Source organism: Mycobacterium sp. NGS54, from assembly GCF_059812465.1.
The window spans coordinates 280563-299830 of the sequence record NZ_JCALCS010000003.1 but is presented as its reverse complement, the minus strand read 5'-3'; the positions used below and the strand labels follow the sequence as shown (position 1 = coordinate 299830).

The following is a 19268-nucleotide window of genomic DNA, read 5'->3' as shown; positions in this document are numbered from 1 at the left end:
CCTTGATTACGACCGGACCCGCGGCATGCCAATGGGCACAGGCACTTTGCGCCCAGCGCGTTCGGTGAACGTCACCGTCGAATCGACGGCGTCGGGGGCGTTGACGAAGGAAACGAACCGCGACAGCTTGTCCGGGTCCTCCAACACGCCCTTCCATTCGCACTTGTAGTTCTGCACATGCCGCTCCATCGCGGCCTCGAATTCGTCGGCCAGGCCCAGGGAGTCGTCGCACACGACCTCGCGGACGTGATCCAGGCCGCCGTCGAGCGATTCGACCCACGGCGCGGTGCGCTGCAGCCGGTCGGCCGTCCGGATGTAGTACATGAGGAACCGGTCGACGTAGCGGACCAGGGTCTCGGTGTCCAAATCGCCGGCCAGCAGCTGGGCGTGCTTGGGCGTCATGCCGCCGTTGCCGCCGACGTAGAGATTCCAACCCTTTTCGGTGGCGATGACGCCCACGTCCTTGCTGCGCGCCTCGGCGCACTCGCGGGCGCAACCGGAGACGCCGAGCTTGATCTTGTGCGGCGCGCGCAGCCCGCGGTACCGCAGCTCCAGATCGATGGCCAGCTGCACCGAATCCTGCTGGCCATAGCGGCACCAGTCGCTGCCCACGCAGCTCTTCACGGTGCGCAGGGCCTTGCCGTAGGCGTGCCCGGATTCCATGCCGCCGTCGACGAGCCGCTTCCAGATCTGCGGCAGCTGGTCCACGCGGGCGCCGAACAGGTCGATCCGCTGACCACCGGTGATCTTGGTGTACAGCCCGAAGTCCTGGGCGATCTGGCCGATCAGGATTAGGTGCTCCGGCTTGATGTCACCGCCGGGAACCCGCGGGACCACCGAGTAGCTGCCGTTCTTTTGGATGTTGGCCAGGAAGTGGTCGTTGGAGTCCTGCAGCGAGGCCTGCTCGCCCTCGAGGATGTGGTCCGAGCCGGTGGACGCCAGGATCGACGCGACCACCGGTTTGCAGATGTCGCAACCCTTTCCGCGGCCGAAGCGCTCCAGCAGTCCCGAGAACGTCCGGATCTCGGTGGCGGTGATGATCTCGAAAAGCTCCGCCCGCGACTGGCTGAAGTGCTCGCACAGCGCCTTGGACTGTTCCACGCCCTCGGCTTCCAGCAGCTGCTTGAGCAGCGGCACGCACGACCCGCACGAGGTGCCCGCGGCCGTGCACGACTTCAGCCCCGGCACGTCGGCGCAACCGCCGGCGATCGCGCCCTTCAGGTCACCCTTGGTGACGTTGTTGCACGAGCAGATCTGCGCCGAATCGGGCAGCGCCCCCACGCCCAGGCCCGGCGCGCCGTCGGCCTGGGCCGGCGTGATCAGCGCCAGCGGATCGCCCGGCAGCTCGCTGCCCACCATCGGCCGCAGCACCCCGTACGACGAGGCGTCGCCCACCAGCACCCCGCCGAGCAGGGTCTTGGCGTCGTCGGACAGCACCAGCTTGGCGTAGGTCCGGTTGACCGCGTCGTTGATGGCGACCTCGAGGCAGTTCTCGGTCACCCCCATCGCGTCGCCGAAGCTGGCGACGTCGACGCCGAGCAGCTTGAGCTTGGTCGACAGGTCGGCTTCGCCGAATTCCGCGGCGCCGCCCAGCAGCCGGTCCGCCACCACCTCGGCCGAGGTGTAGCCGGGGCCGACCAGGCCGTAGCACCGCCCGCCGATCGCCGCGACCTCACCGATCGCGTAGATGTCGGGATCGCTTGTCCGGCAGGACAAATCGGTGAGCACGCCGCCCCGCTCGGCGCGCTCCAGCCCGGCCGCCGCCGCCAGCTCGTCGCGCGGCCGGATGCCGGCCGCGAAGATCACCACGCCGGCATCGATCAGCTCGCCGTCGGTCAGGCGCACCCGCGCCGACGTCGAGCCGTCCGGATGCGCGACGGCCTCGATCGATTCGGTGCCCGTCCCCACATGCACGGCGATGTCGAGTTCGGTGACCATCCTGGCGAGCAGCGCGCCTCCGGCCTCGTCGATCTGCTGGGCCATCAGCCGCGGCATCATCTCGACGACGTGCGTCTGCAAGCCGAACTGGCGCAGCGCATTAGCGGCCTCCAGCCCCAGCAGGCCACCGCCGATGACCACCCCCGCGGTGGCGTGGCCGGCCTGAACCGTGCGCTGGGCGTCGGCGCGGATCGCGTCGAGGTCGTCGAGCGTGCGGTAGACGTGGCATTGCGGCAACTCGTGGCCGGGCACGGGCGGGACGAACGCATAGGACCCGGTGGCCAGCACCAGTGCGTCGTAGCCGTGCTGTTGACCGTCGGCGGTGACCACGGTCTTTGTGTCGCGGTCGATTTCGGTGACGCGGGCGTTCAGCAGCAGCCGGACCCGGTCGTCGCCGGCGTAGTCGTTACCGGGCAGCGCCAGCAGTTGCCGGTCCCAGCTTTCGGTGTAGGAGGTCAAACCGACACGGTCGTAGGCGGCGTCGGCTTCCTCCGCCAAAACCGTGATGCTCCAACGCCCTTCGGTGTCGCGGGCGCGCAGCGCCTCGACCAGCCGGTGGCCGACCATGCCGTGCCCGACCACAATGACGTGACGCGCAACACTATCCGCGCACCAGGTTTCGGATTGGGCCATGCCCTGAGGGTAGGGGCGGGAAATTAACTCGGAATCGCGGAATGTGACACCCACATGACGGCGTGCTCACACCTCACAACGACGGCTGTGAAACTGTTCGCCGCGGGCGAACGTCCGAGAGGAACTTTAGCGTGCTCGACTCATGTTTGTAGAAATAGCCGGCCGGCAAGGCGCCGGTCACAGCAAACTCACAATGAAGCATAAGGAGATCCCCATGAGCAACCTCGCATTGTGGTCGCGACCGGCCTGGGACACTGACCGCTGGGTGCGCGACTTCTTCGGACCCGCCGCCGCGTCCGACTGGGTCAAGCCGGTGAACAGCGGTTTCACCCCCGCCGCCGAGATCGTCAAGGACGGCGACGACGCGGTGGTCCGCCTGGAACTGCCGGGCGTCGACGTAGAAAAGGATGTCAACGTCGAGGTCGACAAGGGCCGGCTGATCATCCATGGCGAACACCGCGACGAGCACGCGGAGGAATCAAACGGCCGCACCCTGCGGGAGATTCGGTACGGATCCTTCCGCCGGTCGTTCCAGTTGCCGACGCACGTCACCGGCGAGGCCATCAGCGCCTCCTACGACGACGGTGTGCTGACCGTTCGGGTCGCCGGCGCCTACGCCGGAACCCAGCCGCAGCGCATCGCGATCACCAAGTAATTCCGCGACAGATCAATCCGGCGGGGCCGCGCCAATTCTGGACGGCCTCGCCGGATTCGCGTGTGAAGCCAGGGCTTTGGGTGTGAAGCCACGGCGCTGGGTGTGAAGGGTGGGCGGGAAAGCGCCGAATCCCCGCCATGGCTTCACCCCGAAAACCCTGGATTCACACTAAAGCCCAGGATTCACTCTCAAGCGGCCCGCCGTGCCGAGAGCTTCAGGCCCAGCGGGCCAGCAGCTCCTTGGCCCGGGCCGCCAGCGCGGCCTGCAGGAACGGCCCGAAGCTGACCCGGGCGACGCCGAGCGGGCCGAACGACGCCGGGTCGTCCTGGTCGGGCAGCGCGAACGCGTTGATCGGCAGCGGCAGCTCGGCGGCCAAGCGCCGCAACGTTTCCGGATCGTGGTAGCCCACCGGGTAGAGGACGTCGGCGCCCGCGGCGGCGGCCTCGGTCAGCCGCGCCACCGCCCGCTCGACGCGGTCGGCGTCGTCACCGTCGCGCCGCAGGAACAGATCGGTGCGCGCGTTGATCACGACGTGCACGCCGGCCGCGTCGGCGGCCGAGCGCAGCGCCGCCACCAGCTCGGCGTGCTCGGTCGCGGAGCGCAGGCGCCTGCCCTCCGAGTGCACGGTGTCCTCGATGTTCAGCCCGACCGCGCCGACGCCCAGCAGGCCGTCGATCAGGCGGGTCGGCGGCTGCCCGTAGCCCGATTCGATGTCCACCGACACCGGGACGTCGACCGCGGCGGTGATCTGGGCGACCCGGGTCAGCACGTCGTCGAACGACATGCCCTCGCCGTCCGGCTTGCCGATCGAGTCGGCCAGCGGATGGCTGCCCACGGTCAGCGCAGCGAATCCCGCGTCGGCGGCCAGGCGGGCCGACCACGCGTCCCACACCGTCGGCAGGATCACCGGGTCGCCCGGCCGGTGCAGTTCGAGCAGCGCCGTGGCGCGCTCGGCGGTGGTTTGGCCCGTCATGGTGTCCGACATTAGGCCGCGACGATCGCTACTATCGAGGGCGTACTGTGATCCGCAACACCGTCTGCGCCCGAAGAATTAGTAGGAGATCCGTTGAGCACCACGACTGAACTCGCCGAACTGCACGACCTCATCGGTGGCCTGCGGCGGTGCGTGAGCTCATTGCGGGCGCGGTATGGCGACAGCCCGGCGATGCGCCGCATCGTCATCGACGCCGACCGGATCCTGTCCGACGTCGAACTGCTCGACACCGACGTCTCCGAGTTGGACCTGGACCGCGCCACGGTTCAGCAGTCCGGCGAGAAGATCGTCATTCCCGACACCCAGTACGACACCGATTTCTGGCGCGATGTCGATGACGAGGGTGTCGGGGGTCACAACAGGTCCTGACGACCTCGGACAACCCAAGCCCCCCGCGAAACAGGGGGTTTGCTCTGTGTACCCTTCGACAGACAGCCCGTTCGAAGAGGAACACTAGATGAGCGCACCCACGGCGAACCGTCCTGCGTCCGGTGTCTTTTCACCCACACGCGCCCGCATCCCGCAGCGGACCCTACGCACCGACCGGTGGTGGATGTCGCCGTTGCGCATCGACCTGGGTTTCGCGGCTTTCGTCATCTACGCGACGGCGCGGGCGTTCCAGCAGGATTACTTCTTCGTCCCGAAGTACCACTACCTGACGCCGTTCTACTCGCCGTGCGTCAGCAAGGCCTGCGGTGAGGCCGGCGACATCTGGCCGCAGTTCCTGCCCGACGTCTGGTGGCTGCCCTACGCGGCGCTGTCGCTGCCGTTCCTGCTGCTGTTCCGGCTGACCTGCTACTACTACCGGGGCGCCTACTATCGCACGGTGTGGCAGTCGCCCAGCGCCTGCGCGGTGGCCGAGCCCCGCGTGCACTACACCGGCGAGACCAAGTTCCCGCTGATCGTCCAAAACACCCACCGCTACTTCTTCTATATCGCCGGCATCATCTCGGTGATCAACACCTATGACGCGATCGTCGCGTTCCATTCCGACAGCGGGCCCGGTGGATTCGGCTTCGGCCTGGGCAACCTGATCCTGCTCGGCAACGTCATCATGCTGTGGATCTACACGCTGTCCTGCCATTCGTGCCGGCACGTGACCGGCGGGCGGCTCAAGCACTTCTCCAAGAACCCTGTGCGGTATTGGATCTGGACCAAGGTCAGCGCCATCAACACCCGGCACAAGCTGTTCGCGTGGATCACGCTGGGCACCCTGATGCTCACCGACTTCTACATCGCGCTGGTGGCCAGCGGCACCATTGGCGACCTGAGATTTGTTGGCTGACAAGCCATTTCGCTGATATTAGAGAGAGCTGAGCGAGGTTTCATGGTTGAGGTCGAGCGGCACGCCTACGACGTAGTCGTCATCGGCGCCGGCGGCGCGGGATTGCGGGCGGTGATCGAGGCGCGTGAGCGGGGCCTGAAGGTCGCGGTGGTGTCCAAGTCGCTGTTCGGCAAGGCCCACACGGTGATGGCCGAGGGCGGCTGCGCCGCGTCGATGGGAAACACCAACCCGAAAGACAACTGGCAGACCCACTTCGGCGACACCATGCGCGGCGGGAAATTCCTCAACAACTGGCGGATGGCCGAGCTGCACGCCAAGGAGGCCCCGGACCGCGTCTGGGAGCTGGAAACCTACGGCGCGCTGTTCGATCGCCTGAAGGACGGCAAGATCAGCCAGCGCAACTTCGGCGGGCACACCTACCCGAGGCTGGCGCACGTCGGTGACCGCACCGGCCTGGAGCTGATCCGCACCATGCAGCAGAAGATCGTTTCGCTGCAGCAGGAGGACTACGCCGAAGTCGGCGACTACGAGGCGCGCATCCGGGTGTTCGCCGAGTGCACCATCACCGAACTGATCAAGGACGGCGACAGGATCGCCGGGGCGTTCGGCTACTGGCGCGAGAGCGGCAACTTCGTCCTGTTCGAGGCGCCGGCCGTGGTGCTGGCCACCGGCGGCATCGGCAAGTCGTTCAAGGTCACCTCGAACTCCTGGGAGTACACCGGTGACGGGCACGCGCTGGCCCTGCGGGCGGGCGCGTCGCTGATCAACATGGAGTTCGTCCAGTTCCACCCGACCGGCATGGTGTGGCCGCCGAGCGTCAAGGGGATCCTGGTCACCGAGGGTGTGCGCGGCGACGGCGGGGTGCTGAAGGACTCCGACGGCAAGCGCTTCATGTTCGAATACATCCCGCCGGTGTTCAAGGGCCAGTACGCCGAAACGGAGCAAGAGGCCGACCAGTGGCTCAAGGACAACGACTCGGCCCGCCGCACCCCGGACCTGCTGCCGCGCGACGAGGTCGCGCGCGCGATCAACTCGGAGGTCAAGGCCGGCCGGGGCAGCCCACACGGCGGCGTGTACCTCGACATCGCGTCCCGGCTGACGCCCGACGAGATCAAGCGGCGGCTGCCGTCGATGTACCACCAGTTCAAGGAGCTGGCCGGGGTCGACATCACCAAGGAGCCAATGGAAGTCGGGCCCACCTGCCACTACGTGATGGGCGGCGTGGAGGTCGACGCCGACACCGGCGCGGCTACCGTCCCCGGCCTGTTCGCGGCCGGCGAGTGCTCGGGCGGCATGCACGGCTCCAACCGGCTGGGCGGCAACTCGCTGTCGGACCTGCTGGTGTTCGGCCGGCGCGCCGGCCTGGGGGCGGCCGACTACGTGCGGGCGCTGAGCAGCCGCCCGACGGTCGCGGAGGACGCCGTCGAGACGGCGGCCCAGCGCGCGCTCGCGCCCTTCGAGGGACCGACGAACGGCGCCGCGGCCGAGAACCCTTACACCCTGCAGCTGGAACTGCAGCAGTCGATGAACGATCTGGTCGGCATCATCCGCAAGGCGGAGGAGATCTCCGAGGCCCTCGGCCGGCTCGACAAACTGCGCGAGCGGTTCAAGAACATCCACGTCGAGGGGCAGCGGCGGTACAACCCCGGCTGGAACCTGGCCATCGACCTGCGCAACATGCTGCTGGTCAGCGAGTGCGTGGCCAAGGCCGCGCTGGAGCGCACCGAGAGCCGCGGCGGGCACACCCGCGACGATCACCCGTCGATGGACTCGTCCTGGCGCAAGGTGTTGCTGGTCTGCCGGGCGTCCGGCGGCGACGAGGTGCTGCCCGACATCAGCATCACGCGCGAGGACCAGGTGCCGATGCGGCCCGATCTGCTGGAGCTCTTCGAGATCTCCGAGCTGGAGAAGTACTACACCGACGGAGAACTGGCCGACCACCCAGGACGGAGAGGCTGATGACCTACAACGCGACCATGCGGGTGTGGCGCGGCGACGAGGCCGGCGGCGCGCTGGAGGACTTCACCGTCGAGGTCAACGAGGGCGAGGTGGTGCTCGACATCATCCATCGCCTGCAGCAGACCCAGACGCCCGACCTCGCGGTGCGGTGGAACTGCAAGGCCGGCAAGTGCGGCTCGTGCTCGGCGGAGATCAACGGCTACCCCCGCTTGATGTGCATGACCCGGATGTCCACGTTCGCCGAGGACGAGGTCGTGACCGTCACGCCGCTGCGGACGTTCCCGGTGATCCGCGACCTGGTGACCGACGTCTCGTTCAACTACGAAAAGGCCCGCGAGATACCGTCTTTCGCGCCGCCCAAGGACCTGCAGCCCGGCGAGTACCGGATGGCGCAGGTCGACGTGCAGCGCTCGCAGGAGTTCCGCAAGTGCATCGAGTGCTTCCTGTGCCAGAACGTCTGCCACGTGGTCCGCGACCACGAGGAGAACAAGAAGGCGTTCGCCGGGCCGCGCTACCTGATGCGCATCGCCGAGCTGGAGATGCACCCGCTGGACACGCTGGACCGGCGCAACCAGGCGCAGGAAGAGCACGGCCTGGGCTACTGCAACATCACCAAGTGCTGCACCGAGGTGTGCCCCGAGAACATCAAGATCACCGACAACGCGCTGATCCCGATGAAAGAGCGGGTCGCCGACCGCAAGTACGACCCCGTGGTTTGGCTGGGCAACAAGCTCTTCCGCCGCGGCTAGGTACTCGTCGCTAAAACCCCGGTAGGCCGAACAGCAGTCCGGCCGCGCCGCCGGTACCGGGTAGGCCCATGAGTGCGCCGGCCCCCCGCCCGGGGTTGCCGCCGTTGCCACCGTCGCCGACCAGCACCGCATCCCCGCCGTTGCCGCCGTTGCCACCTCTGGTGCTGAGGGTGGCGCCGCTCCCGCCTTCACCGCCGTTGCCACCGTGGCCGATCAGCCCGGCGCGACCCCCGGCCCCGCCAGAGGCGGCGTTAAAGGAGTTGCTCGAGCCGCCGGTGCCGCCGGCCCCGCCGGAGCCGACCAGCCCGCGGCCGTCGCCGCCGGCCCCGCCGACCCCGCCCGCGGTGCCCAGGCCGCCGGACCCGGCCCCGCCCGTGCCGCCGGCGCCGCCGGAACCGATCAACATGGCGGAGTTGCCGCCCGCCCCACCGGCACCGCCGCTGGACCCAACCCCGCCGGTGCCACCGGCGCCGCCGCCGCCGAACAACCCGGCCGCGTCGCCCCCAGCCCCACCGGCACCGCCAATGGTGACGCCGCTCCCGCCGGTGCCACCGGCGCCGCCGGCGCCGAACAGCAGGCCACTCGTCCCGCCGGCCCCACCGGCACCGCCGGCGAGCGCGGCGCCCGCGCCGCCGGCCCCACCGGCACCGCCGACGCCGAACAGCATCCCGGCGTGACCGCCCGTTCCGCCAGCCCCACCGGCACCGGTCCCGCTCCCGAACCCGCTGCCGAACCCACCGGCCCCACCGGCACCGCCCGCGCCGAACAGCAGTCCGCCGGCCCCACCGGCACCGCCCGTGCCGCCGTTGCCGGCGCCCGACCCGCCGACCCCGCCGACCCCACCCGGGCCGAACAACCCGCCGGCCCCACCGACCCCGCCGGTGCCGCCGGTCCCGGTGATGACGGCGGTGGCCCCGCCGGCGCCGCCGCTGCCGGGGTGGCCCCACAACAGCCCGGCCGCCCCGCCGTTGCCGCCGGTCCCGCCGTTGATGACGAGGCCCGATGCCGACGTCCCGGACCCGCCGGCCCCGCCGTTCCCGAAGAGCCACCCACCGGCCCCGCCGTTTTGGCCGGTCCCCGGCGCACCATTGGCGCCGTTGCCGATCAGCGGGCGGCCCGTGAGCGCCAGAAACGGCGTATTGATCGCACCCAGCGCGTCCTGCTCGAGGATCTGCAGGGGCGAGGCGTTGGCGGCCTCGGTGGCGCCGTAAGCGGCCGCTCCCGCGGTCAGGGATCGCACAAATTGGTCGTGAAACGCGGCGGCCGCGGCGCCCTGCAGCTGATAGGCCTGGGCTTGGTCGCCGAACAACGCCGCGATGGCCGCCGACACCTCATCGGCACCGGCGACGGCTATGGCGGTGGTCAGTGACGCCGCCGACCGATTCGCGACGCTGATCGACGACCCGATCGCGGCCAAATCCGTGGCCGCCGCGGTTAATTCGCTCGGAACAGCGAGTAGATACGACATCGGGCACCTCCGCTTCTCGTGGCCCCCCGCTAGCCCCGGCCCAGCAGCAAACAGCCGCGATACAGCGAAAGCTAACACTTCCCCGAGCCGCCGTCGGCGGATTCGCCACAAGCCACCGCCCCCCCTAGGCACCTAGGCCGCGGCGGCGCCGCGACCGCCTAGACGCCGAGCCGGCGGAAGGTGCTGCGGTGGAACACGATGGGCGCCACCTCGGCGTCGACCGTCACCTCGCTGACCCGCAGCACCACGATGGTGTGGTCCCCCGCCGGGATCAGTTGTTCGATCGCGCTCTCCAGCCACAGGCCGGTGCCCTTGATGAACACCGCGCCGCTGTCGTAGGACACCGTCTCCAGCCCGGCGAAGCGGTCGCCGGTCTTGGCCGCCAACGTGCGCGCGGCCTCGTCATGGACCTCGCCGAGCACGCTGATGCCCAGCATCGGCACGGCCTTGAGTTTGGGCCAGGTCGTCGAGGTGTTCTGCACGCAGAACGACACCAGCGGCGGCTCGAGTGAAACGGGGACGAAGGTGCTGGCGGCCAAGCCTTCTCGGATCCCCTCGACCTCGGCGGCGATGGCCACCACGCCGGACGGAAAGTGGCCGAACGCCTCACGAAGCGTGGACGGCGTCAGATTCTTGTTCGGGTTCACCGCGGTCATTCGCCCCTTGCGCCGAGGACGGAATTCTCGTCCCCGACCCTACCTGCCGAATATCCGTGGGCTGAAGCCACATCCGGATGCGCCCGCAGCCTGCTCTTCCAGGCGTTGCGGCCGTAGACCGAGAAGATCGGATCCGACGGGTCGTCCCTTTTCGCGGCCCGCGCCGCCAATTCCTTGGGCAACGCCAGCACCGGGATCTGCGCGTCCAGCCGCGGGTTGAAGAAGTACGGCACCGAAATGCGCTCCCCGGCCGGGCCGGCCAGGTTCACCCGGTGCTCGGTGGCCCGCAGGTAGCCGCCCGTGGCCACCTCGAGCAGCTCGCCGATGTTGACGATGAACGCGCCCTCCACCGGCGGCACGTCGATCCAGCCCGCGTGGCCGCCCCGTCGCACCTGCAGGCCACGGCTGCCCGGCTCGGCGAGCAGCAGCGTGAGCACGCCGGCGTCGCGGTGCGCGCCCACGCCCTGGGGGCTGGCCGCGCGGGCGGGGTAGCGGATGATCTTGATCAGGGTGGCCGGCGCGTCGGCGAACGCGGCGTCGAACGCGTCCGGCGGGCTGCCCAGCGACGCCGCCCAATGCCGGAGCAGGGTGCGGGCCACCGCGGAAAGGGCGGCGTCCCACTCGTCGATGATCGCGGGCAATTCAGGCAGGGCCGGCGGCCACTGATTCGGGCCCTGCAGCCACAGGTAGTCCGGCCTGCCGGGTCCGCGGATCGGGGGGCGTTCGGGGCCGAGGTCGATCTGCTCGCGCCAGTCCACCCGGCCCCGCGTCAGCTCGCCGCCCAGGCGGGTGTAGCCGCGGAAATGCGGGCTGCGCACCATAGCGATCGCGTCCTTGTCGGCCTCCGGCAGCGCGAACAAGCGGCGCGCCGCGCCGAGCACCCGGGCGGCTAGTTCGCCGGGCACGTCGTGGCCGATCAGGTAGAAGAAACCGACGTCGTGGGCGGCCTCGCGAAGGCCCTCCCGCAGGGCTTCCGGGGCGGCTCGAAGGTCCACCACGGGCAGCGCTGTGACGCGCCTCACGTCCGTCATGGCCACATCATCTCCGCAGGTCAGGCGCGAAAGAAGGGACTGCCCAACCGGTTGGTTAGTTAGACGGTGGAATCTAGCTCACACTCGCTTGCTTCGGCGACAATAACGGTTATATTTTAGGGCAGTTACTGGTGGGTAACTTAGACCTAGTACCCAACCACAAGTGGCATTCTCAACGAGGAGGAACGTAGTGAGCCACTACAAGAGCAACGTCCGTGACCAGGTATTCAACCTGTTCGAAGTCTTCGGCGTTGACAAGGCATTAGGCCAAGGCGAGTACAGCGACCTCGACGTCGACACCGCCCAGGAAATGCTGTCCGAGATCAGCCGGCTGGCCGAGGGCCCGGTCGCGGAATCGTTCGTCGAGGGCGACCGCAACCCGCCGGTCTTCGACCCGGAGACCCACTCGGTGGCGCTGCCGGAGGCCTTCAAAGAGTCGGTCCGCGCCGTCCAGGAGGCCGGTTGGGACAAAGCCGGCGTCGACGAAGCACTCGGCGGCATGCCGATGCCAAAGGCACTGGTATGGGCGCTGCACGAGCACATCCTGGGCGCCAACCCGGCGGTATGGATGTACGCCGGCGGCGCCGGATTCGCCAACGTCATCTACCACCTCGGCACCGAGGAGCAGAAGAAGTGGGCCACGCTGATCGCGGAGCGCGGCTGGGGTGCGACCATGGTGCTCACCGAGCCGGACGCCGGCTCGGACGTCGGCGCCGGGCGCACCAAGGCGGTGCAGCAGGAGGACGGCTCCTGGCACATCGAGGGCGTCAAGCGGTTCATCACCTCGGGTGACTCCGGTGACCTGTTCGAGAACATCGTCCACCTGGTACTGGCCCGTCCCGAGGGCGCCGGCCCCGGTACCAAGGGTCTGTCGCTGTTCATCGTGCCCAAGTTCCTGTTCGACTTCGAGACCGGCGAACCGGGCGAGCGCAACGGCGCCTTCGTCACCAACGTCGAGCACAAAATGGGCCTGAAGGTCTCGGCGACCTGTGAGCTGTCGCTCGGCCAGCACGGCGTGCCCGCCAAGGGCTGGCTGGTCGGCGAGGTGCACAACGGCATCGCGCAGATGTTCGACGTCATCGAGATGGCGCGGATGATGGTCGGCACCAAGGCGATCGCCACCCTGTCCACCGGCTACCTGAACGCGTTGGAGTACGCCAAGTCCCGGGTGCAGGGCGCCGACATGACCCAGATGACCGACAAGACCGCGCCGCGGGTGACCATCACGCACCACCCCGACGTGCGCCGGTCGCTGATGACCCAGAAGGCCTACGCCGAGGGTCTGCGCGCGCTGTACCTGTTCACCGCGACCTACCAGGACGCGGCGGTCGCCGAGGCGCTGCACGGTGTGGACGCCGAGCTGGCCGTCAAGGTCAACGACCTGATGCTGCCGGTGGTCAAGGGTGCGGGCTCCGAGCAGGCCTACGCCAAGCTGACCGAGAGCCTGCAGACGTTCGGTGGGTCCGGCTTCCTGCAGGACTACCCGATCGAGCAGTACATCCGTGACGCCAAGATCGACTCGCTCTACGAGGGCACCACGGCCATCCAGGCGCAGGACTTCTTCTTCCGCAAGATCGTCCGCGACAAGGGTGTGGCGCTGGCCCACGTGTCCGGGGAGATCCAGAAGTTCGTCGACAGCGAGTCCGGCAACGGCCGGCTCAAGACCGAGCGCGAGCTGCTCGGGAAGGCGCTGACCGACGTGCAGGCCATGGCGGCCACCCTGACCGGCTACTTGATGGCCGCGCAGGAGGACGTCACCAGCCTGTACAAGGTGGGCCTGGGCTCGGTGCGCTTCCTGATGAGCGTCGGCGACCTGGTCATCGGCTGGTTGCTGCAGCGTCAGGCCGCGGTTGCGGTGGCGGCGCTGGACGCCGGCGCCAGCGGCGCCGAGCGGTCCTTCTACGAGGGCAAGATCGCGGTGGCATCGTTCTTCGCGAAGAACTTCCTGCCGCTGCTGGCCAGCACCCGCGAGGTCATCGAGACGCTGGACAACGACATCATGGAGCTCGACGAGGCGGCGTTCTAGGCCCTGCCTCAGCAAAACCCCCGCTTCCGGCTGGAAGCGGGGGTTTTTGTATGCCAACAAAAAAGACCGCCGCTGGATCCCCTCAGTCCAGCGGCGGCCCTTTTCGCCCCCCGCGCACGATCGGCGGTCGATTCAGGGATGCCCCGTATTGCCGTCGGGGTCGGGGGGTCAGACCACAACACGGGGCTATCCGGACGGTCGGATACCCAAGAGCCCCGGTTCGTAACCGACTGTGACCGAATTCATTCGCGCCGATGTTTGAGGCGGTCAGGCCTCCAGGATCGCGGCCACGCCCTGGCCGCCGGCGGCGCAGATGGAGATCAGCGCCCGTACGGTGCCGCCGCCCTTCTGCTCGGCCTTCTTCTCGGCCAGCTGCTTGGCGGCCTGCGCCAGGATCCGCCCGCCGGTGGCCGCGAAGGGATGCCCGGCGGCCAGCGACGACCCGTTGACGTTCAGCTTGGCCCGATCGATGGACCCGAGCGCGGCGTCGAGCCCCAGCCGCTCCTTGCAGTACTCCTCGGATTCCCAGGCCTGTAGGTGGGCCAGCACCACCGACGCGAACGCCTCGTGGATCTCGTAGAAATCGAAGTCCTGCAGGCTCAGTCCGTTCCGGGCCAGCAGCCGGGGCACCGCGTACGTCGGCGCCATCAGCAACCCGTCGCGCCCGTTGACGTAGTCCACCGCGGCGGTCTCCGCGTCCATCAGGTAGGCCAGCGGAGTCAGGGAGTGGGCGGCCGCCCACTCCTCGCTGGCCAGCAGCGCGACCGACGCGCCGTCCGTCAGCGGGGTGGAGTTGCCGGCCGTCATCGTCGCGTCGCCATTCTTCACCCCGAACACGGGACGCAGCGTCGCCAGCTTTTCGGTGCTGGCGTTGGCGCGCAAGTTGTCGTCCCGGTAGAGCCCGAGGAAGGGCGCGACGAGGTCGTCGAAAAAGCCCCGGTCGTAGGCGGCGGCCATGTTGCGATGGCTGGCGACGGCCAGCTCGTCCTGGTCGACGCGCTTGATGCCCATCTGCTTGGCGGTGATGGCGGCGTGCTCGCCCATCGACAACCCGGTGCGCGGCTCGCTGTTGGCGGGGATCTCGATCCCCAGCGTGGCGGGCAGCGTGCCGACCAGCTTGAGACGTTCCAGGTTCGACTTGGACCGGCGCAGCTTGAGCAGCTGGCGGCGCAGGTTGTCGCCCAGGCCGATCGGCGGGTCGGAGGTGGTGTCCACCCCGCCGGCGGCGGCCACCTCGTAGCGGCCGGCTGCGACGCCGTCGGCCGCGGCGATCGCCGCCTGCAGCCCCGTCCCGCACGCCTGCTGAACGTCGAACGCGGGCGTGTACGACGACAGCTCGGAGCCCAGCACGCATTCGCGGGTCAGGTTGAAGTCGCGGCTGTGCTTGAGCACCGCGCCGCCGACCACCACGCCCAGCCGCTCGCCGGCCAGCCCGAACCTGTCCACCAACCCGTCCAGGGCCGCGGTGAACATGTCCTGATTGGACGCCTCGGCGTACGCGCCGTCCGACCGCGCGAACGGGATGCGATTGCCACCCAGCACCGCGACTGGTCGCCTGGTCTTAGAACTCGCAGGGGCCACTTTTCTCTCCGTGCATCTCCGGGTACATCACTTTTCGAACCGGCCGTCGTTGGCCATAGTACTCACTGTTCTTACTCTGAAGTAAGTTCGTCCCGATACGGTTGGCCGATAACGGGCACTCCCCAACCGAACGACATGGAAGGCAGCTCAGTGGCTCCCAAAGGCTCGTCCGATCTGTTCTCGCAGGTGGTCAACTCCGGCCCCGGATCGTTTCTGGCAAAGCAACTCGGCATCCCGCAGCCCGAGACGCTTCGCCGGTACCGGCCCGGCGAGCCGCCGCTGGCGGGCTCCCTGCTGATCGGCGGTGAGGGCAGGGTGGCCGAGCCGCTGCGCGCGGCCCTGCATGCCGACTACGACGTGGTGGGCGCCAACCTGGGCGGCCGCTGGGCCGACAAGTTCGCCGGGCTGGTGTTCGACGCCACCGGCATCACGGCGCCGGCCGGGCTCAAGGGCCTCTACGAGTTCTTCACCCCGGTGCTGCGCAACCTGGGCCACAACGCGCGCGTCGTGGTCGTCGGCACCACGCCCGACGCCGCCGCCAGCATCGACGAGCGCATCGCGCAGCGCGCGCTGGAGGGCTTCACCCGCTCGCTGGGCAAGGAGCTGCGCAACGGGTCCACCGCGCAGCTGGTGTACCTGTCGCCGCACGCCAAGCCCGCCGCCACCGGCCTGGAATCCACGATGCGGTTCATCCTCTCGGGCAAGTCCGCCTACGTCGACGGGCAGGTCTTCTACGTCGGCGAGGCCGACTCCACCCCGCCGGCCGACTGGGAGCGGCCGCTGGACTCCCAAGTGGCCATCGTGACCGGCGCCGCCCGCGGCATCGGCGCCTGCATCGCCGAGGTGTTCGCCCGCGACGGCGCCCGCGTCGTCGCCATCGACGTGGAGTCGGCCGCCGAGGCTCTCGCCGAGACCGCCAGCCGGGTCGGGGGCACCCCGTTGTGGCTGGACGTCACCGCCGACGACGCGGTCGACAAGATCACCGAGCACCTGCGCGACCACTACGCCGGGCACGCCGACGTCCTGGTCAACAACGCCGGCATCACCCGCGACAAGCTGCTGGCCAACATGGACGACGCGCGCTGGGACGCCGTGCTGGCCGTCAATCTGCTTGCCCCGCAACGGCTTACCGAGGGCCTGATCGGCAACGGCAGCATCGGTGAAGGGGGCCGGGTGATCGGCCTGTCGTCGATGGCCGGCATCGCGGGCAACCGGGGTCAGACCAATTACGCCACCACCAAGGCCGGCATGATCGGCCTGACCCAGGCGCTGGCACCGGGGCTCTACGCAAAGGGCATCACGATCAACGCGGTCGCGCCGGGCTTCATCGAAACCCAGATGACCGCGGCCATCCCGCTGGCCACCCGCGAGGTCGGCCGCCGGATGAACTCGCTGCTGCAGGGCGGGCAGCCCGTCGACGTCGCCGAGGCAATCGCGTATTTCGCCAGTCCCGCGTCAAACGCGGTGACCGGCAACGTCATTCGCGTCTGCGGCCAGGCGATGTTGGGGGCATGATGAACCAGCCAAGCGGTTTGCGAAACATGCTGCGCGCGGCGGCCGGGGCGCTGCCCCTGCTGCCCCGCTCGGACCAGCTGCCCGGCCGCACGGTGACCGTCGAGGAACTGCCCATCGACCAGACGAACGTGGCCGAGTACGCGGGCGTCACCGGCCTGCGCTACGGCAACCACGTGCCGCTGACCTACCCGTTCGCGTTGACCTTTCCCGCGATGATGTCGCTGGTGACCGGCTTCGACTTTCCTTTCGCCGCAATGGGATCGGTGCACACCGAAAACCGCATCACGCAGTACCGCCCGATCGCGGTGACCGACACGGTCGGCGTGCGCGTGCACGCGGAGAACCTGCGCGAACACCGCAAGGGCCTGCTGGTGGATCTGGTGACCGACGTCAGCGTCGGGAATGACGTCGCGTGGCACCAGGTGACCACCTTCCTGCACCAACAACGCACCAGCCTGTCCGACGAGCCCAAACCGCCGCCGCAGAAGCAGCCGAAGCTGCCCCCGCCGAGCACCGTGCTGCGGATCAGCCCCGGCCAGATCCGCCGCTACGCCGCGGTCGGCGGCGACCACAACCCGATCCACACGAACCCGATCGCCGCCAAGCTGTTCGGCTTCCCGACCGTAATCGCGCACGGGATGTTCAGCGCCGCGGCGGTGTTGGCGAACATCGAGGCCCGGATTCCCGACGCGGCGCAGTACTCGGTGCGGTTCGGCAAGCCGCTGGTACTGCCCGGCACCGCGGGGCTGTACATCGACGAGGGCGACGACGGCGGCTGGGATCTGTCGCTGCGCAACGTCGCGAAGGGCTATCCCTATCTGACCGGCAGCGTCCGGGGCCTCTAGCCCGCGGGCCGGCGGCCGAGCGCGAGCACCTTCAATCCGTAAGCGCCGCAGGCGGTCAGCAGGAAGACGCCGAACAGCCACAGCGGCGGGTGGGCCAGCTCCCAGACGAAGATCGCCGCCCAGATCGGTGAACCCTGGGTCACCGCGAGCACGCCGGCGGCCCCGGCCAACGAGACCGCCGGCGTGTGCAGATGCGTCCCGGCCGCCCAATTGACGGCCAGCACCAGGGCCGATCCCGCCGCCGCGCCGGTCGCCAGCGAGGGCGTGAGCATTCCGCCCGCGCCGCCGGCGCGCAGGAACAGCGCCGTCAGCAGCGGTTTCAACACCAGGATGACCAGGGCCGCCGACAGGGTCATGCGGCTGGCGAGGCTGACGGTCAGGATGCTGCGGCCGTTGCCGGGCAACTCCGGGAACCAATGCGAGCAGATACCCATCACCACACCCGCGGCGGCCAGCGCCGGGACCAGCACCCACGAACGCATTACCCGGGCCGGCCGCGCCGCCGCCATCAGCCGGTTGAACGCCAATCCCACCGCGAGGGTCACCGGCGCCAGGATCAGCCCGTGCGCGGTCAGCAGGTACGACGATTCCGCGCTGGGCCAGGCCAGGCTCGGCTGGTCGTGCGTTTCGGCCGAGCAGATCGCGACGGCCAGGCTCGACGTGAGCAGGGCCGCGCCCACCGCCCGGGGATGCCAGGTGTTGAGCATGATCCGCACGGCGAACAGCGCGCCGGCCAGCGGGACGGCGTAGACGGCGCCAAGGCCCGCCCCCGCCGCACACGCCAGCAAGACCTGGCGGTCGTGGCCGGACAGCCGCTTCAGCCATGCGGTGGCGAAATCGCCCAGGGCCGCAGCGAATTGGCGCGGGGCGCCCTCGCGGCCCAGGGATGCGCCGGAGCCGACCAGCAGCACCTGCAACACCGCGTCGACGCTCCACGCCAGCCGCGGGATCGGCTCGCGGCGGGCGATGGTCCCCGCCAGCGGCGGCACCGGGGTTCGGCTGCGCAGGAGCCACCAGCCCAAACCCGCCAGCGCGCCGCCGACCACCGGCCCCAGGGCGCGGCGGACCGGGCCGCTGCCGGTGATCCCGGTCAGCAGCGGGCCGAAACTGTAGTGATAGGTGACGTGCTCGACGAACCGCAGCACCTCCGTCGTCGCCAACCCGGCGACCCCGGCCAGCAACCCGACGATGACTACGGCGCAAAAGAAGTCGAGGTTGCAGCGAGCAGGCGATCGAGGCGGAGGGGCCACCCCACGAATGTAGGGGTTAGCCGGCTTATCCGGCTTGTGAGGCGGCTTCGCGATCCTCCGGCGTGCCGCGCAGACCGTGCCAGAACAGGTCGATCATCAGCTCGGCCGCCTCGTCGACGCCGAGCTCGCCGCTGGACAGCCGGTTGGCCATCGCCTCCCCCGCGCCCACCAGCGCCACGGCCATCATCTGGTACTCGGCGTCCGACCGCGGGGTGCGGCTGCCGGCCCGCATCAGCTCGGCCACCAGTTCGATGATCTGCTCGCGTCCCTCGCGCACGGTGTGCGCGAACGCCTGCGAGCTGATGGCCTGCGTGTACATCACGATCCAGGACGCGCGGTTGGCGTCGATGTAACGCATGAACGACCTGATTGCGTTGCCCAGCAGGTCCTTTGGGCTCTGGTCGAAGTTGATGTCGGCGCGCACCCCTTCGATGAACCGCCCCAGCTCGCGGTCCAGGCAGGCGCCGAACAGGTCCTCCTTGGAGCCGTAGTACAGATACAGCATCGGCTTGGAGATCTGCGCCTCGGCGGCGATGGTGTCCATCGAGGTCTCGTGGTAACCGTTGACCGAGAACATCTGCACGGCGGCGTCGAGCATCTGCTGCTCGCGGACAGCACGCGGCAGCCGCTTGGTGCCACCCGCCATCGCCGTGCCTCTCTAGCCCGCCAAAATCTGACTACAG

General features: G+C 69.2%; 16 protein-coding genes. 8 read left to right on the top strand and 8 right to left on the bottom strand.

Annotation, left to right across the window (positions count from 1 at the left end; all coding sequences use genetic code 11):
- Nucleotides 1-6 precede the first annotated feature (6 nt).
- On the bottom strand, nucleotides 7-2571 hold the full coding sequence (gene nirB / locus AC5Y5E_RS10315) for a nitrite reductase large subunit NirB (protein ID WP_499902887.1): 2565 nt from the start codon (nucleotides 2569-2571) through the stop codon (nucleotides 7-9).
- A gap of 214 nt (nucleotides 2572-2785) precedes the next feature.
- On the opposite strand from nirB, the gene AC5Y5E_RS10310 reads away from it, so the two are divergent.
- On the top strand, nucleotides 2786-3226 hold the full coding sequence (locus AC5Y5E_RS10310; RefSeq protein WP_499902886.1) for an Hsp20/alpha crystallin family protein: 441 nt from the start codon (nucleotides 2786-2788) through the stop codon (nucleotides 3224-3226).
- Nucleotides 3227-3440: 214 nt separating this feature from the next.
- Here AC5Y5E_RS10310 and AC5Y5E_RS10305 read toward each other — a convergent pair whose 3' ends face one another.
- On the bottom strand, nucleotides 3441-4199 hold the full coding sequence (locus tag AC5Y5E_RS10305; RefSeq protein WP_499902885.1) for an isocitrate lyase/PEP mutase family protein: 759 nt from the start codon (nucleotides 4197-4199) through the stop codon (nucleotides 3441-3443).
- 93 nt (nucleotides 4200-4292) lie between these two features.
- Here AC5Y5E_RS10305 and AC5Y5E_RS10300 point away from each other — a divergent pair, with 93 nt between their 5' ends.
- From AC5Y5E_RS10300 to AC5Y5E_RS10285, 4 genes are all read left to right on the top strand, one after another.
- Complete coding sequence (locus AC5Y5E_RS10300; RefSeq protein ID WP_499902884.1) at nucleotides 4293-4589, top strand: Rv0250c family protein; 297 nt, start codon at nucleotides 4293-4295, stop codon at nucleotides 4587-4589.
- A gap of 88 nt (nucleotides 4590-4677) precedes the next feature.
- The gene (gene sdhC / locus AC5Y5E_RS10295; protein ID WP_499902883.1) at nucleotides 4678-5505 is read left to right on the top strand and encodes a succinate dehydrogenase subunit SdhC; all 828 of its coding nucleotides are present in this window, start codon (nucleotides 4678-4680) and stop codon (nucleotides 5503-5505) included.
- A gap of 42 nt (nucleotides 5506-5547) precedes the next feature.
- On the top strand, nucleotides 5548-7464 hold the full coding sequence (locus AC5Y5E_RS10290; RefSeq protein WP_499902882.1) for a fumarate reductase/succinate dehydrogenase flavoprotein subunit: 1917 nt from the start codon (nucleotides 5548-5550) through the stop codon (nucleotides 7462-7464).
- Nucleotides 7464-8213, top strand: a complete 750-nt coding sequence (locus AC5Y5E_RS10285; protein WP_499902881.1) for a succinate dehydrogenase/fumarate reductase iron-sulfur subunit — start codon at nucleotides 7464-7466, stop codon at nucleotides 8211-8213. Before AC5Y5E_RS10290 ends, AC5Y5E_RS10285 begins: the two co-directional genes overlap by 1 nt.
- Nucleotides 8214-8223: 10 nt before the next feature.
- Here the strand turns inward: AC5Y5E_RS10285 and AC5Y5E_RS10280 are convergent, their stop codons facing one another.
- From AC5Y5E_RS10280 to AC5Y5E_RS10270, 3 genes are all read right to left on the bottom strand, one after another.
- On the bottom strand, nucleotides 8224-9681 hold the full coding sequence (locus AC5Y5E_RS10280) for a PE family protein (RefSeq protein ID WP_499902880.1): 1458 nt from the start codon (nucleotides 9679-9681) through the stop codon (nucleotides 8224-8226).
- A 158-nt stretch (nucleotides 9682-9839) separates the two neighbouring features.
- Nucleotides 9840-10328, bottom strand: coding sequence for a flavin reductase family protein (locus AC5Y5E_RS10275; RefSeq protein WP_499903282.1), 489 nt, complete (start codon nucleotides 10326-10328; stop codon nucleotides 9840-9842).
- Between the two features lie 5 nt (nucleotides 10329-10333).
- The gene (locus AC5Y5E_RS10270) at nucleotides 10334-11368 is read right to left on the bottom strand and encodes an isopenicillin N synthase family dioxygenase (protein ID WP_499902879.1); all 1035 of its coding nucleotides are present in this window, start codon (nucleotides 11366-11368) and stop codon (nucleotides 10334-10336) included.
- 190 nt (nucleotides 11369-11558) lie between these two features.
- Here AC5Y5E_RS10270 and AC5Y5E_RS10265 point away from each other — a divergent pair, with 190 nt between their 5' ends.
- The gene (locus AC5Y5E_RS10265) at nucleotides 11559-13394 is read left to right on the top strand and encodes an acyl-CoA dehydrogenase (RefSeq protein ID WP_499902878.1); all 1836 of its coding nucleotides are present in this window, start codon (nucleotides 11559-11561) and stop codon (nucleotides 13392-13394) included.
- A 267-nt stretch (nucleotides 13395-13661) separates the two neighbouring features.
- On the opposite strand, the gene AC5Y5E_RS10260 is transcribed toward AC5Y5E_RS10265, so the two are convergent.
- Nucleotides 13662-14975 (bottom strand): acetyl-CoA C-acetyltransferase, encoded by a 1314-nt coding sequence (locus tag AC5Y5E_RS10260; RefSeq protein WP_499902877.1) that lies wholly within the window; start codon nucleotides 14973-14975, stop codon nucleotides 13662-13664.
- Nucleotides 14976-15125: 150 nt separating this feature from the next.
- Between AC5Y5E_RS10260 and AC5Y5E_RS10255 the strand changes: the two genes are divergently transcribed.
- Nucleotides 15126-16490 carry a 3-oxoacyl-ACP reductase gene (locus AC5Y5E_RS10255; protein WP_499902876.1) on the top strand — a complete coding sequence of 455 codons (1365 nt, stop codon included), beginning with the start codon at nucleotides 15126-15128 and terminating at the stop codon, nucleotides 16488-16490.
- Nucleotides 16490-17335 carry a MaoC/PaaZ C-terminal domain-containing protein gene (locus tag AC5Y5E_RS10250; RefSeq protein WP_499903281.1) on the top strand — a complete coding sequence of 282 codons (846 nt, stop codon included), beginning with the start codon at nucleotides 16490-16492 and terminating at the stop codon, nucleotides 17333-17335. Before AC5Y5E_RS10255 ends, AC5Y5E_RS10250 begins: the two co-directional genes overlap by 1 nt.
- Here AC5Y5E_RS10250 and AC5Y5E_RS10245 read toward each other — a convergent pair.
- A complete protein-coding gene (locus AC5Y5E_RS10245; RefSeq protein WP_499902875.1) occupies nucleotides 17332-18585 on the bottom strand; it encodes a chloride channel protein in 1254 nt (417 codons plus the stop codon). The genes AC5Y5E_RS10250 and AC5Y5E_RS10245 overlap by 4 nt on opposite strands.
- A 25-nt stretch (nucleotides 18586-18610) precedes the next feature.
- Entirely contained in the window at nucleotides 18611-19231 is a 621-nt protein-coding gene (locus tag AC5Y5E_RS10240) for a TetR/AcrR family transcriptional regulator (protein ID WP_499902874.1), read from the bottom strand.
- Between the last annotated feature and the right edge of the window lie 37 nt (nucleotides 19232-19268).

Excerpts from the sequence above, each read along its gene's own strand:
- nirB (WP_499902887.1), bottom strand. The coding sequence starts at position 2,571 with ATGGCCCAATCCGAAACCTGGTGCGCGGATAGTGTTGCGCGTCACGTC.
- AC5Y5E_RS10305 (WP_499902885.1), bottom strand. The coding sequence starts at position 4,199 with ATGACGGGCCAAACCACCGCCGAGCGCGCCACGGCGCTGCTCGAACTG.
- AC5Y5E_RS10285 (WP_499902881.1), top strand. The coding sequence starts at position 7,464 with ATGACCTACAACGCGACCATGCGGGTGTGGCGCGGCGACGAGGCCGGC.
- AC5Y5E_RS10310 (WP_499902886.1), top strand. The coding sequence starts at position 2,786 with ATGAGCAACCTCGCATTGTGGTCGCGACCGGCCTGGGACACTGACCGC.
- AC5Y5E_RS10280 (WP_499902880.1), bottom strand. The coding sequence starts at position 9,681 with ATGTCGTATCTACTCGCTGTTCCGAGCGAATTAACCGCGGCGGCCACG.
- AC5Y5E_RS10290 (WP_499902882.1), top strand. The coding sequence starts at position 5,548 with ATGGTTGAGGTCGAGCGGCACGCCTACGACGTAGTCGTCATCGGCGCC.
- AC5Y5E_RS10240 (WP_499902874.1), bottom strand. The coding sequence starts at position 19,231 with ATGGCGGGTGGCACCAAGCGGCTGCCGCGTGCTGTCCGCGAGCAGCAG.
- AC5Y5E_RS10270 (WP_499902879.1), bottom strand. The coding sequence starts at position 11,368 with ATGACGGACGTGAGGCGCGTCACAGCGCTGCCCGTGGTGGACCTTCGA.
- AC5Y5E_RS10250 (WP_499903281.1), top strand. The coding sequence starts at position 16,490 with ATGAACCAGCCAAGCGGTTTGCGAAACATGCTGCGCGCGGCGGCCGGG.
- sdhC (WP_499902883.1), top strand. The coding sequence starts at position 4,678 with ATGAGCGCACCCACGGCGAACCGTCCTGCGTCCGGTGTCTTTTCACCC.